The following is a 15,720-nucleotide window of genomic DNA, read 5'->3' as shown; positions in this document are numbered from 1 at the left end:
CAGGGCACCCACGTCCAGGTCGACGGAGCCGGCCTTGAACTTGTAGCCGCCGTAGATGTCGGACTCGATGGAGTTGCGGGGCAGCCAGTCGACGCTGGAGTTCCAGTTGCCGACGTAGAAACCGGATTCGCCGAAGGCGTAGTCGAAGCCGCCCTGGATCGCGGGCTTGATGGCCCGGGCCTTGGAGGCATCCTGGTCCTGGCCACGGAACTTGTAGTTCGTGGTCAGGGTTACGCTGCCGGTGAGCTGGGCACTGGCCAGCAGGGGGAATACGGCCAGCAGGGCAACAGCGAAAGGGGTGCGGGGAAATTTCATGGCTTGCAATCAAACGCAGATGGACAGGGGCTTGAGCGTAGGCAGGCGCCCATAAAGACCGCATAAAAACTTCGGCACCTGGCGTAAAGCTTTTGCCAGAAATGCCGCCCAGCCACCCGCGCGTACGCACCGCCATGCGATGCAATGGCAAGATCGTTGCCATCCCCCTGCGCCCGGAGCCGACATGCTGATCAACTGCGTTGTCTATGAAAACGGAACCAAGCTTGCCGACATCCCCGTCAGCGAGATCGGCGAGCACATCGCCTTGCCCAATTGCTTCGTCTGGGTGGCCCTGCACGATGCCACCGAACAGGAGCTGGCCAAACTGCAGCAGGCCTTCCACCTGCACCCGCTGGCCATCGAGGATGCCCAGCACGGCCACCAACGGCCCAAGGTGGAGGAGTACGGCGACTCGCTCTTCGTGGTGCTGCACCTGCTGGAGATCGATGGCCTGAACGCCACGCCGGCGCGCATCGGCGAGCTCAATGTCTTTGTGGGCAGCAACTACGTGATCTCGGTGCGCAACCGCAGCGAGCAGGGCTTCACCGACGTGCGCCAGCGCTGCGAGCGCGAGCCCGAACTGCTGGCCACCGGGCCGGGCTTCGTGCTCTACGCGCTGATGGATGCGGTGGTGGACCGCTATTTCCCCGTCATCGACGCGCTCGAAGTCGAGCTGGAGACCATCGAGCAGCAGATCTTCTCGTCCCAGGGCGAGGCGCGCGGCAGTGTGCAGCGGCTGTATGCGCTCAAGCAGCGGCTGACGGTGCTCAAGCATGTGGTGGCACCGCTGCTGGAGAGCGCGGGCAGGCTGCACGGCGGGCGCGTACCGCAACTGTGCAACGCCTCGCAGGAGTATTTTCGCGACGTGGTGGACCACCTGGGCCGCATCAACGCCTCCATCGACTCCATCCGCGACTCCATCGGCACGGCCATTCACGTCAACCTGTCGATGGTGACCATCGAGGACGGCGAGGTCGTCAAGCGCCTGGCCGCCTGGGCCAGCCTGTTCGCGGTGTGCACGGCCTTCGCCGGCATCTGGGGCATGAACTTCGAGCACATGCCCGAGCTCAAGTGGCGCTATGGCTATGCGGCGGCCCTGGCCGCCATCGGCGCTGCGTGCGGTTTCCTGTACTACCGGTTCCGCAAGGCCGGCTGGCTCTGACCCTCTCTGCGCCAAAGGTGCAGAGAGGGTCAGAGCCACCGCCTTCGGGTCAGGACGGCTTGGCCAGCCCCAGCTTCTCGACCAGCGCTTTCTCGCGTGCGAAGGTGTCCTGCGCAAACTTCTGGTAGGCCGAGGTGCTCATGTACATGGGCACCATGTCGTAGCGGGCCAGGGCCGTGCGGTAGCTTTCCTGCTCCATGGCCTTCTTGAAGGCGTCGTGCAGGCGCTTGACCACGGCGTCGGGCGTGCCCTTGGGCGCGCCGATGCCGAACGGCGAGTTTTGCACCAGGTTGAGTCCCAGCTCCTTGAGCGTGGGCGCATCGGGGAACTTGGCCAGGCGCTCGGCCCCCCAGGTGTTGAGCACGCGCAGCTTGCCCGCCTCGACCTGCGGCGCAAAGCCCGTGGAGTCGGCCGCGGCCATGATCTGCCCGCCCAGAATGGACTGCATCAGGTCGGCGCTGCCCTTGTAGGGCACATGCAGCAGTTCCAGCCCCAGTTGCTGGGCAATGAGCTCCATGGTCAGGTGCGGGCTGGTCATGGTGCCGGTGGAGCCGTAGCTGAGCTTGCCGGGATTGGCCTTGGCCCAGGCCACGAAGTGCGTCCAGGTCTTGAGCTGCGAGTCGGCGGGCACCACCAGGCCGAAGGCGTAACCCGTCACGTTGAGCACGTAGGCGATGTCCTTGACCGGGTCCCAGTTGATCTTGGTGGTGTAGGGCAGGCGGAACACACCGAGCGGAATCTGCGCCACGGTGTAGCCATCGGGCGCCGCGCTTTGCAATTGCTGCGCGGGCAGCGTGCCACCGGCACCGGGCTTGTTTTCCACGATCACGGGCTGGCCCAGGATCTTGCCGGCGCTATCGGCCAAGGAGCGCATGGTGATGTCGGTGGGCCCGCCCGCAGGGAAGGCGATCACGAGCTTGATCGGCTTGTTCGGAAAGCTCTGGGCACGGGCCAGCAAAGAGGCGGGCGCGGCCACTGCGGCGGCACCCCACTGGATGATCTGGCGGCGGCGTTGCATGGTGGGATCCTTGAAAGACATAGATCCCTGCATTGGACTGCAGTCCCGCCTGCATGGGCATGCAGGAAACTCCCTAGCTCCTGTCGCCAATGAGGCACACCTTGTCTGGCTCAGGCCTTGTAGGTCGACAGCAGGATGCTGGTCTCGGTGTTGCCGATGCCCGGCGTGAGGCGAATGCGCCCCAGCGCCATGTCGAAGGCCTCCAGGCTCTCGGCCCGCACCTCGGCCACGATGTCCCAGCGGCCATTGGTGCTGTGCAAGGTGCCTACCGTGGGCTCGCCGCGCAGCGCGCGGATGACCTCGGGCGCGGCATTGCCCTCCACGGCGATGCTCATCCAGGCGCGTATGCGCTGGGGCTCCGAATCCGGGCGCAGGCGCACGGTGTAACCGGTGATCACGCCGCTGTCCTCCATCTTGCGCAGGCGGTTCTGCACCGTGCCGCGCGATACGCGCAGCTTTTGCGCGAGCACGGCCACGGGTGTGCGGGCGTCGGTGCGCAGGATGCCGATGATTTCGCGGTCGGTGTCGTCGAGATTGCTCATAGTGATTCAGTGAAGTGGCATTACGCCAATTTTCAGCGCATTTTGACCAGTTTGATGACTGTTGTGTAGCGCGGGCTCCCTGGAGAATTTCCGGCACCGCCCTGCATCCACCCTCCTGACTTCCCATGCCCCATCCCTCCGCCCAAGCCCCGTGTGCCGCCGTGATGGTGCGTCCGCACCGTTTTCACCCCAACCCCGAAACGGCGGCGGACAACGCCTTCCAGTCGCGCGCGGCCCAAACGCGCGACGCCATCGCCCGCAGCGCCCACGCCGAGGTGACCGCCGCCTCGGCCCAACTGCAAGCCGCCGGTGTGCGCGTGCACCTGTTCGACGACACCGGCGAGCGCGATGCGCCGGACGCGGTGTTCCCCAACAACTGGTTTTCCACCCACGCTGGCGGGCATGTGGCCCTGTACCCCATGTTCGCCGAGAGCCGCCGGCGCGAGCGGCGCGCAGACGTGATCGAGATGCTCAAGGCCGAATACCGTGTGCAGGATGTGATCGACTACTCGGGCCTGGAGCAGGACGGCATGTTCCTCGAAGGCACCGGTGCCATGGTGCTCGACCACATCGCGCGCGTGGCCTACACCGCGCAGTCGAACCGCGCCAACCCGGTGGCGCTGGAGCGCTTTTGCACCCACTTCAACTACGAGCCCATGGCCTTCGCCACGGCCGATGCGCAGGGCCGGCCCTGCTACCACACCAATGTGATGCTGTGCATCGGCACCGACTTTGCGCTGGGTGGCTTCCACCTGATCAGCGACCCAGCGCGCCGCCAGGCCGTACGGGATCGCCTCGCCGAATCGGGCCGCGCGCTGGTGGAGCTGAACGCGCAGCAGATCGGCGACTTCGCGGGCAACGCACTGGAGCTCTCGGGCGCGCAGGGGCGGGTGCTGGCGCTGTCGGCGCGCGCAGCGGCCAGCCTCACCGCCGAGCAGAAAGCCGTGATCAAGCGCAGCGCCGCCCTGCTCCCCCTGGCCGTTCCCACCATCGAACTCGCTGGAGGTTCGGTGCGCTGCATGCTGGCAGGCATCCACCTGGCGCGCAGGTGACAGCCTCGCGCTCCATGCGGTCTAGGATGAACGGCACCGCAGGATCGACCCAACCACAACGACCGCAGGAGACACGACACCATGGCCACTGCCTTTTCCACCCTGATATCGGGCTACAGCTTTCTCGAGGCGCCGCGCTGGCGCGACGGCCGCCTCTGGCTGTCGGACTTCTACACGCACCAGGTGATCGCCACCGACATGGCGGGCCAGGTGGAAAAGATCACCGAGGTGCCAGGGCAGCCCTCGGGCCTGGGCTGGCTGCCAGATGGGCGGTTGCTGGTGGTCTCCATGCGCGACCGCCGTCTGATGCGCCTGGAGACCGACGGCACGCTGGTACAGCACGCCGACCTGTCGACCATTGCCACGGCCAACACCAATGACATGGTGGTGGACCGGCATGGCAATGCCTATGTGGGCAATTTCGGCTTCGACCTGATGAGCGGCGCCACGGTGAGCACCGCTCGCTTGGCGCGGGTGGCGCCCGATGGCACCGTGAGCGTGGTGGCCGACGGCCTGTTCTTCCCCAACGGCGCCATGATCACGCCCGACGGCGGCACCCTGATCGTGGCGGAGACCCTGGGCAACCGGCTCTCCGCCTTCAGCATAGCGGCCGACGGCAGCCTGGGGCCGCGCCGCGACTGGGCCACGTTTGCCCCCGCGCCCGAGGGCCAGGAGCTTTCGGCCGTGATGGCCCAGCTCAAGGTGGCGCCCGATGGCGCAACGCTCGACGCCGAAGGTGCCGTCTGGGCCGCAGACGCCCTGGGCCACCGCGTCCTGCGCGTGGCCGAAGGCGGCAAGGTGCTGGCCGAGGTTTCCACCGGTGACATGGGCGTCTACGCCTGCACGCTGGGCGGGCCGGACGGCAAGACCCTGTTCCTGTGCACCGCCCCCGACTTTGCCGAGCATGCACGCAAGGCCGCCCGCGAAGCCGCGATCTGGACCACCCAGGTGGATGTACCCGGCGCAGGCTGGTAGCAAGCCCAGGCCCTGTTCAGCGCGGCGGTGCCTCGGCGTGCAGCTGCGCGTCACAGCCCACCCCGGCGGCAATCGAGCGCCGGGCCCACGCGGCCATGGCCCGCACCATCCAGGGATGGGTGAAGCCGGTCACCCCGCCCGGATCGGCCACCATGCCGCACAGGTAGCGGCCCTCGCCATCGCTCCAGCGCAATGCGGCGCACGCGCCGGTACGCCGGCGCGACACCAGCACGCCCAACGGGCAGGGCTCTGCCAGGCAGCACAGGCCGCAGCCATTGCAGGGCGCGCCCTGCGCCGGCTTGGGCGGCGCCTCGGGGTGCAGCCACACCACCTGGGGCGACGGGGAAGGGGGCGAGGGCAGCATGGTAGTGACAAGGGGAAAGCCACTCCATTGTGACGGCGCCGCCAAAAAAAGAGACCCCGTCCACCACCAGGATGAACGGGGCCAATGACCGGTGGGAGGGGACTCGCCGGCCGAGGGGGGAAAACAGATGGGAGGAGGATGGCGCGCGGGTCAGCAGCCGAAGGGACGGTTGGGACGCATGGGAATGACGCCGCTGACCTGCAGGGTGTTGCCCGAAGCGTCGGTGGCGGTGAGCGTTTTGCTGGTCAGGCGCACCTGGTTGGCATCACGCGCGACCGTGGTGTCCACCGTGTCGCCATTGCTGTACTCCTTGCCGGCAAAGGTCACGAAGATCTGGTGCAGGCCGGTGGCATCCGGGCGGTAGCGCACGTCACCGAAGGCGGTTTCGCTGGAGCCCACCTTGTTCGCACCATCGAAGCGGAAGGTGCACAGCTCCGGCACCGAGCCCACGGGATTCTTCTTGTCGACCTCGGTCAGGTTGAGGGCGCCATTGCCATACACGCCATTGAGCCCAGGCAGAGTGGCATTGCCCACCGTGAGCACGCCCGGTTCGTTGCTGGGCGTGGGGTCGTCGCTGTTGCCGCCGCCGCAGGCAACGAGCAGCGTGCTGGCGGCGGCAATGGCGGAACAGGTCTTGAGAAGGGAGTTCATGGCGGGCGGCTTTGTCGGGTGGTTGGTAGGGGCATCGTAGGAGCGAGATCCCGCCGGCCGCGTGCGCCAACGCCCATGCCGCGCGTAGGACCCGCGCCTACAGCGCAGGCCGCACATCCAACAAAAAAGCCCGCTTCCCATCGGGACGCGGGCCAACGAACGGCCGGAGACTGAAGAGGCCGGTCGAGGGGGTCCACCGGGAATCCCGGTGCGTGCAGGCGATGCCTGTGCCACCAGGTCAGCAATTGGCATTGCGGGTGGCGTGCAGGGGAATGATGGCCGTCAGCTTCAGGGTATCGGTGGATCCATCGGTCGCCGTCATGGTCTTGCTGGTGAAACGCACCAGGTTGCCGGAGCGGTCCACCAGGGTGTCCACGGAGTCGCCGCTGGCGTATTCCTTGCCGTTGAAGGTCAGGAAAGCGAAATACAGACCGGTGGCCGAAGGGCGGTAGGTGATCTTGCCGAAGGCGGTGGGAACGGCAGGGCCCGCGTCGGTGAGCGAAACGGGTGCGGTGATGCTGCCCACCACAGCGGCCTGCGTGGTGGACGCAGCGACGATGGACACAGGCGTGCTGGTCGTCGTGCCGACCGTCGCGGTGCCGGTCGTCCCCGTGGCGGCGGTGGCGGTGGCGTCTACCTTGTCGGCCCCCTTGAACTGGTAGGCACACACAGCAGGCTTCACGCCCATCGCTTGCTGGTAGTACACCTCGGTCAGCGTGAGCTGCCCGCTGCCGTAGACGCCATTGAGGCTGGGAATGGTTGCATCGGTCACGGTCAGAACGCCGGGCTCGGTGCTGGGATCGGGGTCGGCGGCGAGGGCGACTTCGCTGCTGCTGGTGCTGCTGAAACTGCCGCTACCACCGCCACCGCCACCACCGCCGCAGGCGGTGAGCAGTACCGATACGAGGGCCAGGGCAGTCAGGGTTTTGGTGTGTGAGGTCATGGCAGTAGGCGGGTAGTTAGGGGGTGGGTCAGGGCTTTTGGGCTTGGCGCCTATCCGCCGTTACCCATGAAACGAAGAGTAGGTTTTTCCCCGCCCCGGCCGCGTGCGCCGAGTTCCGCGCCTCCCGTAGGACTTCGCCCAACCCCTGCGTGGGTTGGGCCCCTGGCCTCCTGTCCCCAACCCGGCCCCGCTACCGAGGGCCGTGCTTTGTCCCCAAACCCTCAGCGCGCAAGCACCGGTGCCAGCGCAACCCCGGTATGCGTACCCAGCTGAACTACCGCCTCTGGCGCCGCGGCGGCCACGATGCGACCCCCTTCCTTGCCCCCTTCGGGCCCCAGGTCGATGATCCAGTCGGCTTCGGCGATCACATCCAGGTCGTGCTCGATCACCACCACGCTGTGCCCGCCGTCGACCAGGCGGTGCAGCACGCGGATGAGCTTGTCCACGTCGGCCATGTGCAGGCCCACCGTGGGTTCATCGAGCACGTACAGCGTGTGCGGTGCCTTCTGGCCACGGCGGCCCACCTCGTCGCGCACCTTGGTCAGCTCGGTCACGAGCTTGATGCGCTGCGCCTCGCCGCCCGAGAGCGTGGGAGAGGGCTGGCCCAGCGTGAGGTAACCCAGGCCCACGTCCTTGAGCAGTTGCAGCGGATGCGCAATGCTGGGCATGGCGGCGAAGAAGTCCACCGCCTCGTCCACCTCCATCTGCAGCACGTCGCCGATGCTCTTGCCGCGCCAGGTCACCGCCAGCGTCTCGGGGTTGAAACGCGCGCCGTGGCAGGCCTCGCAAGGCACCTTCACATCGGGCAGAAAGCTCATGGCGATGGTGCGGATGCCCTGGCCTTCGCAGGTCGGGCAGCGGCCCTCGCCGGTGTTGAAGCTGAAGCGCCCGGCGGCGTAGCCGCGTGCCTTGGCCTCCAGCGTCTCTGCAAACAGCTTGCGGATGGTGTCCCAGAAGCCGATGTAGGTGGCGGGGCAGGAGCGTGGCGTCTTGCCGATGGGGGTCTGGTCCACTTCCAGCACCCGGTCCACCGACTCGAAGCCCGCCAGGCCCGTGCAACCCACCAGTGCCGGGGCCTTGCCCGCGTCCATGGCGTCGCGCCCGGCCTTGGTCGAGCGCTGCTGCACCCAGGCCTGGACATTGGTCAGCAGCACGTCGCGCGCCAGCGTGGACTTGCCCGAGCCGCTCACGCCCGTGACGGCCACCAGGCGGTGCAACGGCACGGTGGCCGTCACGTTCTGCAGGTTGTGCAGGTGCGCGCCATGCACGGTGAGCCAGCGGATGGCGGCTCGCGCCTTGGCATCGTCCAGGGCCTGTGCCGTGAGGGCCGCAGCCTGCGCGGCGCGCTTCTTGACCGCCGCGCTTTGCCGGCCCTTGGGTGCGTCCACGGGATCGCCCAAGGCGGCGTCGGCGGCGCTCAGCTCGCTCGGCAGCATGCTGCGGCGCAGCTGCAGCGGGTGCTTCATGGCGTGCAGCAGGTAGCGGCCGGTCTGCGAATCTTCGGCGGCCGTGATGTCGGCCACGCTGCCTTGCGCCACCAGGCGCCCGCCGTGCTTGCCGGCGCTCGGGCCGATGTCGATGATGTGGTCGGCACGGCGTATGGTGTCCTCGTCATGCTCCACCACCACCAGGGTATTGCCCTTGTCGCCGAGCTTGTGCAGGGCGTTGAGCAAAATCTGGTTGTCGCGCGCATGCAGGCCGATGGTGGGCTCGTCGAGCACATAGCACACGCCCTGCAGGTTGCTGCCCAGCTGCGCCGCCAGGCGGATGCGCTGCGCCTCGCCGCCCGAGAGCGTGGGTGCGCCGCGGTCCAGCGTGAGGTAGCCCAGGCCCACCTCTTCGAGGAATTCGAGCCGACTCTTGATCTCGGGCACCAGGTCGCGGGCGATATCGGCCTCGCGCCGGCTCATGCCGCCCTCGATCTGCAGGGTCTCGACCCAGCGGCGCACGTCGGTGACCGAGAGGGCCGCGATGTCGGTGATGCCGATACCCGCAAAGCGCACGGCGCGCGCCGTGGCGTTCAGGCGCGTGCCCTGGCAGCCGGGGCACGCGGTATCGGCCAGGTCCTCGACCTCGGGTTCGGCAAAGGTCTGCTCGCGGCCCTTTTCCTTGTCGTCCTGCACCGAGTCGTCGAACACCTTGCGCTGGTCCTTGGTGAGCTTGACGCCCGTGCCCACGCAATCGGGGCACCAGCCGTGCTTGCTGTTGTAGCTGAACAGGCGCGGGTCGAGTTCGGCATACGAGGTGGCGCACACCGGGCAGGCGCGCTTGGTCGAGAACGCCTGCAGCGTGCCGATGGCCGCCGTGGGCGTGCCGGCGACCATGGCCTCGCGCAGGCCTTCGAGGCTGCTGAGCACGTGCACCACGCCCTTGCCATGCGTGAGCGCCTGGGCCAGCGATTCGCGCAGCAGCGCCTCGCCCTCGGCCGACACGTCGATGCTGGCCACGGGCAGCTCGATGGTGTGCTCCTTGAAGCGGTCGATGCGCGGGAAACCCGTGGTGGGCAAAAAGTTGCCGTCCACCCGCAAGTGCGTGAAGCCGCGCGGGCGCGCCCAGTCCGCCAGCTCGGTGTACACGCCCTTGCGGTTCATCACCAGCGGGGCGAGCAGGCCGATGTGTTGGCCGCGGAACGTGCGCATCAGCTGGGCGGCAATGCTCTCGGGCGTCTGCGGCTGCACGGCGGCACCGTCCTTCACGCAGTGCTGCGTGCCCAGCTTGACGTACAGCAGGCGCAAAAAGTGCCAGACCTCGGTGGTGGTGCCCACGGTGGACTTGCGCCCCCCGCGCGACAGGCGCTGCTCGATGGCCACGGTGGGTGGGATGCCGTAGACGGCATCCACCTCGGGCCGGCCCGCAGGCTGCACGATGCTGCGCGCATAGGCGTTGAGCGATTCGAGGTAGCGCCGCTGGCCTTCGTTGAACAGAATGTCGAAGGCCAGCGTGGACTTGCCCGAGCCGCTCACGCCCGTCACCACATTGAAGCGGCCGCGCGGGATGTCCACGCTCAGGTTCTTGAGGTTGTGTTCCTTGGCGTTGATGATCTCGATGGCGCTCTTGGCGGTGTTGGCCTGGCCGGTATGGGCCAGGCGCTGCTGGTTGCGCAGCACCGCCGCCTTCTCGTGCACCGAGTGGCCACCGGCCCCCAAGGTCAGCTCGTAGTCGCGCAGCGCCTGGCCGGTGTGCGAGGTGGCGTGCTGGCGCACGTCCTCGGGTGTGCCCTCGGCCACCACCAGGCCGCCGCCGTCGCCGCCCTCAGGGCCCAGGTCGATGAGCCAGTCGCTGGCACGGATCACGTCCAGGTTGTGCTCGATCACGATCAGCGAGTGGCCCGCATCGATGAGCTTGCGCAGGGCGCGCATGAGCTTGGCGATGTCGTCGAAGTGCAGGCCCGTGGTGGGTTCGTCGAACAGGAACAGCGTGCCCTTGCGCGCAATCGCCTGGCGCGATTTGGCCGCCGTGCGCGCCGCCTCGGCCAGAAAGCCCGCGAGCTTGAGGCGCTGTGCCTCGCCGCCCGACAGCGTGGGCACGGGCTGACCCAGGGCCACGTACTCGAGCCCCACGTCGACGATGGGCTGCAGCGCACGGATCACGTCGCGGTCGCTGGCGAACAGGTCCGCCGCCTCGGCCACCGTGAGGGCCAGCACGTCGGCCACGTTGAGCGCGCGGCCGCCGCGCTCGATGGTTATCTCCAGGATCTCGGGCCGGTAGCGCTTGCCATCGCAATCGGGGCAGCGCAGGTACACGTCGGACAGGAACTGCATCTCCACATGCTCGAAACCCGAGCCGCCGCAGGTCGGGCAGCGCCCGTCGCCGCTGTTGAAGCTGAACTTGGCGGCGGTGTAGCTGCGCTGCTTCGACAAGGGTGCCACGGCGAACAGCTCGCGCACGCTGTCCCACGCGCCCACGTAGCTCACGGGGTTGGAGCGCGCCGTCTTGCCAATGGGCGACTGGTCCACGAACACCACGTCCGACAGGTGGTCGGCGCCGAGCATGCGCTCGTGCGCGCCCGGTGAATCGGTGGCCTTGCCGAAGTGGCGCAGCAGCGCGGGGGCCAGCACGTCCTGGATCAGGCTCGACTTACCCGAGCCGCTGACGCCGGTGACGGTGACCAGGCGCTGCAGCGGGAACTCCACCGACACGTCCTTCAGGTTGTGCTCGCGCGCGCCTTCGAGCACCAGGCGCGGCGTGGCCTCGGTCACCATGCGCTTGAAGCCGAAGCCCACGTGCTTGCGCCCGCTCAGGTAGGCGCCGGTGAGGGTATCGGCGTGGCGCAGGTCGGCCGTGGTGCCGTCAAAGACGATCTGCCCGCCCAGGCGGCCCGGGCCGGGGCCCATGTCGATCATGCGGTCGGCCGCGAGCATCACGGCGGGGTCGTGCTCGACCACCACCAGGGTGTTGCCCGCATCGCGCAGGCGCAGCATGGCCTCGGTGATGCGGTGCATGTCGCGCGGGTGCAGGCCGATGCTGGGCTCGTCGAGCACGAACAGGGTGTTGACCAGCGAGGTGCCCAGCGCCGTGGTCAGGTTGATGCGCTGCACCTCGCCGCCGCTCAAGGTGCGGCTTTGCCGGTCCAGCGTGAGGTAGCCGATGCCCACGTCGCACAGGTATTTGAGGCGCGTGGTGATCTCCTCGAACAGCAGCTTCAGGGCCTGGGCGTCGCCCTCGTTGCCCTGCCCGCCAGCGGCCACGAAGTCGATGCGGTCGAAGAAGCGCCGCAGCCGGTCGATGGGCAGCAGCATCAGGTCGTGCAGGCACAGGCCCGGCAAGGCTTCAAGCTGGGCGCGGCTCCATTGCACGCCCTCGGGCATGAAGCGCAGGCCGGGCTCGAGCACTGCATCGGCCGCGTCCTTGCTGCCGATGCGCCACTGCAGGCTCTCGGTCTTGAGGCGCGCCCCGGCACAGGTGGGGCATGGGGTGTAGCTGCGGTACTTGGACAGCAGCACCCGGATGTGCATCTTGTAGGCCTTGCTCTCCAGGTACTCGAAGAAGCGCTTGATGCCGTACCACTGCTTGCTCCACTGCCCGTCCTTGTAGCCGGGCGTGCCGCCGATGACCCATTTCTTCTGGTCCTCGGTCAGCTTGTACCAGGGTGTGTCGCGCGGCACACCTGCCGCCTCGGCGTGGCGCATGAGGTCGTCCTGCGCTTCTTTCCACGCCGGGGTCTGGATGGTCTTGATGGCACCGGCGCGCAAGGTGAGCTTGTCGTTGGGGATCACCAGCCCATAGTCCACTCCGATCACGCGGCCAAAGCCGCGGCAGGTCTCGCAGGCGCCCACGGCGGAGTTGAACGAGAACATCGACGGGATCGGGTCGCTGTAGCGCAGGTCGCTGTCGGGACAGTGCAGCCCGGTGGAAAAGCGCCACAGTTCGGGCTCGGCCTCGGGCGCATCGGCCAGGCGGTAGACATTGAGGCGCCCGGTGCCGCGCTTCAAGGCCACTTCGATGGCCTCGATCACACGCGCCTTCTCGGCATTGCCCAGGCGGAAGCGGTCGGCCACCACATCGAGCAGCTTGCGCGGGCCGGTGGGGGTGGCCACCTCGCGCTCGGCCTGCACCTTGGTGAAGCCGCTGGCCGACAGCCACTGCTCGACCTGCTCGGCCGAGGTGTTGGCAGGCAGTTCGACCGGGAAGGTGAGCACGACGCGCGGGTCACCGCCTGTGGCGCAGCGGCGCTGCAGCTCGGCGTAAATGGTCTCGGGGCTGTCGTGGCGCACCGGCTGGGCGGTCTCGCGGTCGAACAGCTGGCCGGCGCGCGCGAACAGCAGCTTCAGGTGGTCGTTGAGCTCGGTCATCGTGCCCACGGTGGAGCGCGAGCTGCGCACCGGGTTGGTCTGGTCGATGGCGATGGCCGGCGGCACGCCTTCGACCTTGTCCACGGCCGGCTTGTCCATGCGGTCCAGGAACTGGCGCGCATAGGCACTGAAGGTCTCCACGTAGCGCCTCTGGCCCTCGGCGTACAGCGTGTCGAACACCAGGCTGGACTTGCCCGAGCCGCTGGGCCCGGTGACGACCGTGAGTTCCCCGGTGCGGATGTCCAGATCCAGGTTCTTGAGGTTGTGCTGGCGTGCGCCGCGAATACGGATCAGTCCCTGGGTCATGAAGGCAGTCTTTCGAGGGTGAGGCGGGACATTCTAGGCACCGCTGCAGCCTTCGTCCGGGCCCCTTGCAATAGCCCCTGGCGGCACATCTGCTGACAAGTCCTGTCACAGCGTCGGGTTATGCCGGTTCGCAAAGGGAGAACATCTGTTTAGAGTCACCAGATAATTCAAGGAGACAACCATGAACACCACATGGAAACAATGGGGGACCGCAGCCGTCCTCGCAGCGGCGCTGTGCGGCACCGGCCATGCCCAGCTCCTGATCGGGCAGACGGCAGGCTACTCGGGCCAGGTGGCGGCGGGGGTGAAAGAAACCTCGGACGGCGCGAAGCTGTTCATCGATGCCGTCAACGCCAAGGGGGGCGTCAACGGGCAGAAGATCGAGCTGGTTTCGATGGATGACAAGTTCGACCCCAAGCTGGCCGGAGAGAATGCCCGTGTGCTGATCGAGGACAAGAACGTGCTGGCCATGTTCCTCACGCGCGGCACGCCCCATACCGAGGCCATGATTCCGCTGCTGGACAAGCACGGCGTCGTGCTGGTCGGCCCCTCGACGGGGGCCATGGTGCTGCACCAGCCGGTGCGCAAGAACATCTTCAATGTGCGTGCCACCTACCAGCGCGAGGCCGAGAAGGCCATGACCCACCTGGCCTCCATGGGCATCACGCGCATCGCGGTGATATACGCCGACGACAGCTTTGGTGCCGATGGCGTGACGGGTGCCCAGAAGGGCCTGGCCGCCAGCAAGCTGACCGCCGTGGTGCTGGAAAAGTTCGACCGCGCCAAACCGGACTTTGCGCCGATTGCCGCCAAGGTCGCCAAGGCCCAGGCGCAGGCCGTGCTGATGGTCGCCTCGGGCTCGGCGGTGGTGGATGCCGGCACCGCGCTGCGTGCAGCGGGATCGGGTGCGCAGATCGTGACCCTGTCCAACAATGCCTCGGGCGGTTTCATCAAGAGCCTGGGGCCCAATGCACGCGGCGTGATCGTGACCCAGGTGTACCCGAACGAGCGTGCCGTCACCTACGGCATGGTCAAGGAGGCGCAGGAACTGGCCAAGGCCAAGGGCGTGGGCGACATCAGCCCGGCCATGCTCGAGGGCTTTGCCGCCGCCAAGGTGCTGGTCGAGGGCCTCAAGCGCGCCGGCCCCAAACCCACGCGCGAGAAGATCCAGGCGGCGCTGGAAGGCATTCGCAAGTTCGACCTCGGGGGCCTGGAGCTGAGCTACAGCCCCGACGACCACACGGGTCTGGACTTTGCCGACCTGTCCATCATCGGCACGGACGGCAAGTTCCGCCGCTGAGCCCCGGTCTTGTGCATGGGGTGGTACCAGTCGCGCATCTTTGGCTACCATTTGTCACACCTTCGCCCTACACTGGCACGCACCTCCGCAAGGGTCCTCATGAAGAACGCTGCCGCCCTCCACCCCTTCACGGCCAGCGCCGTCTTCGCCCTGCTGGCCATGGGAGGCGCGGTGCATGCGCAGATCCTGATCGGCCAGACGGTGGGCGTGACCGGCTCGGCCGCGGCCACCGTGCAGGAGTCCATGAAAGGCGCGGCACTTTATATCGACCACATCAACGCACGCGGTGGTGTGGCCGGGCAGAAGGTCGAGGTCATCACGCTCGATGACAAGTTCGACCCCAAGCTGACGCTGGAGAACACCCGCACGCTGATCGAGCAGAAGGGCGTGATCGGCCTCTTCATGACGCGCGGCACGCCCCACACCCAGGGCATCGTGCCGGTGCTGGAGCAGCACGGCGTGCCGCTCATCGGCCCGTCCACCGGCGCCATGGTGCTGCACAAGCCGGTGCTCAAGTACGTCTTCAACGTGCGCGCCACCTACCAGCGCGAGGTGGAAAAATCCATCACCCACCTGAACACCCTGGGTATCCGGAAGATCGGCGTGGTGCACGTGGACGACACCTTCGGGGCCGACGGGCTGGCAGGCGCCCAGGCCGGCTTCAAGGCCAACGGCATCGAGGCCCTGTTCATCGAAAAGTTCGACCGCGCCAAGCCCGACTACTCCGCCATCGCGCCGCGCGTAGCGCAAAAGCAGCCCCAGGCCGTGGTCTTCGTCGGCACCGGTGCCGCCGTGGTGGACGGCATCAAGGCGCTGCGCACCGCGGGTGTCACGGGGCAGATCGTGACGCTGTCGAACAACGCCTCGGGCGGCTTCGTGAAAGCCCTGGGTGAAAGCGCCCGCGGCGTGGTGGTGACGCAGGTCTTCCCCTCCGAGCGCTCGGTGAACTACGCGCTGATCAAGGAGGCCATGGACCTGGCCAAGGCCGGTGGCGTGAGCGAACTGACCCCGGCCATGGTGGAGGGCTTCGTCAGCGCCAAGGTGCTGGTGGAAGGCCTCAAACGCGCCGGCCCCAAGCCCGATCGCGCCAAGCTGCACGCGGGCCTGGAGGGCATCCGCAACTGGGACATGGGTGGACTCACCCTCTCCTACAGCAGCACCGACCACTCGGGCCTGGATTTCTCGGACCTCTCCATCATCGGCACGGACGGCCGGTTTAAACGGTAGTGGGGACTGCACGGCCATCAGTGCAGCGGGCATCTCCGACTGGCATCGGGCCGCAGCACAAGCCCACGGCTTG

The 15,720-nt window shown here is 67.5% G+C and carries 12 protein-coding genes; 5 read left to right on the top strand and 7 right to left on the bottom strand.

The annotated features are described in order from the left end of the window. Positions 1 to 315, bottom strand: a 315-nt coding sequence (locus tag ASE31_RS10360; protein ID WP_235514394.1) for a TorF family putative porin, incomplete at its 3' end; no start/stop codon positions are given. A gap of 184 nt (positions 316 to 499) precedes the next feature. Between ASE31_RS10360 and ASE31_RS10355 the strand changes: the two genes are divergently transcribed. Next, positions 500 to 1,477 (top strand): magnesium and cobalt transport protein CorA, encoded by a 978-nt coding sequence (locus tag ASE31_RS10355; protein WP_057201578.1) that lies wholly within the window; start codon positions 500 to 502, stop codon positions 1,475 to 1,477. A 49-nt stretch (positions 1,478 to 1,526) separates the two neighbouring features. On the opposite strand, the gene ASE31_RS10350 is transcribed toward ASE31_RS10355, so the two are convergent. Together ASE31_RS10350 and ASE31_RS10345 are read right to left on the bottom strand one after the other, a co-directional pair. Continuing rightward, entirely contained in the window at positions 1,527 to 2,495 is a 969-nt protein-coding gene (locus ASE31_RS10350) for a tripartite tricarboxylate transporter substrate binding protein (RefSeq protein WP_057202438.1), read from the bottom strand. Positions 2,496 to 2,605: 110 nt separating this feature from the next. Next, the gene (locus ASE31_RS10345; RefSeq protein ID WP_057201577.1) at positions 2,606 to 3,037 is read right to left on the bottom strand and encodes an Lrp/AsnC family transcriptional regulator; all 432 of its coding nucleotides are present in this window, start codon (positions 3,035 to 3,037) and stop codon (positions 2,606 to 2,608) included. 125 nt (positions 3,038 to 3,162) lie between these two features. On the opposite strand from ASE31_RS10345, the gene ctlX reads away from it, so the two are divergent. Then, a complete protein-coding gene (gene ctlX, locus ASE31_RS10340; protein WP_057201576.1) occupies positions 3,163 to 4,089 on the top strand; it encodes a citrulline utilization hydrolase CtlX in 927 nt (308 codons plus the stop codon). An 81-nt stretch (positions 4,090 to 4,170) separates the two neighbouring features. Next, positions 4,171 to 5,064, top strand: a complete 894-nt coding sequence (locus tag ASE31_RS10335; protein WP_057201575.1) for an SMP-30/gluconolactonase/LRE family protein — start codon at positions 4,171 to 4,173, stop codon at positions 5,062 to 5,064. A 16-nt stretch (positions 5,065 to 5,080) separates the two neighbouring features. Here the strand turns inward: ASE31_RS10335 and ASE31_RS10330 are convergent, their stop codons facing one another. The 4 genes from ASE31_RS10330 to uvrA form a co-directional block, all read right to left on the bottom strand. Further along, positions 5,081 to 5,428 carry a hypothetical protein gene (locus tag ASE31_RS10330; RefSeq protein ID WP_057201574.1) on the bottom strand — a complete coding sequence of 116 codons (348 nt, stop codon included), beginning with the start codon at positions 5,426 to 5,428 and terminating at the stop codon, positions 5,081 to 5,083. Between the two features lie 150 nt (positions 5,429 to 5,578). Beyond that, the gene (locus ASE31_RS10325) at positions 5,579 to 6,079 is read right to left on the bottom strand and encodes a hypothetical protein (RefSeq protein WP_057201573.1); all 501 of its coding nucleotides are present in this window, start codon (positions 6,077 to 6,079) and stop codon (positions 5,579 to 5,581) included. A 238-nt stretch (positions 6,080 to 6,317) separates the two neighbouring features. After that, entirely contained in the window at positions 6,318 to 7,022 is a 705-nt protein-coding gene (locus ASE31_RS10320) for a hypothetical protein (RefSeq protein WP_057201572.1), read from the bottom strand. 221 nt (positions 7,023 to 7,243) lie between these two features. Continuing rightward, a complete protein-coding gene (gene uvrA / locus ASE31_RS10315) occupies positions 7,244 to 13,120 on the bottom strand; it encodes an excinuclease ABC subunit UvrA (protein ID WP_057201571.1) in 5,877 nt (1,958 codons plus the stop codon). A 181-nt stretch (positions 13,121 to 13,301) separates the two neighbouring features. Between uvrA and ASE31_RS10310 the strand changes: the two genes are divergently transcribed. Next, positions 13,302 to 14,420 carry an ABC transporter substrate-binding protein gene (locus tag ASE31_RS10310; RefSeq protein WP_057201570.1) on the top strand — a complete coding sequence of 373 codons (1,119 nt, stop codon included), beginning with the start codon at positions 13,302 to 13,304 and terminating at the stop codon, positions 14,418 to 14,420. Positions 14,421 to 14,519: 99 nt separating this feature from the next. Continuing rightward, the gene (locus tag ASE31_RS10305; protein WP_157412448.1) at positions 14,520 to 15,647 is read left to right on the top strand and encodes an ABC transporter substrate-binding protein; all 1,128 of its coding nucleotides are present in this window, start codon (positions 14,520 to 14,522) and stop codon (positions 15,645 to 15,647) included. The last annotated feature ends 73 nt before the right edge of the window (positions 15,648 to 15,720 follow it).

The organism is Acidovorax sp. Root217 (assembly GCF_001428645.1).
Taxonomy (GTDB): Bacteria; Pseudomonadota; Gammaproteobacteria; order Burkholderiales; family Burkholderiaceae_C; genus Acidovorax.
Note: the sequence above shows the minus strand (reverse complement) of the source record. Positions and strands in the feature narration are given on the sequence as shown.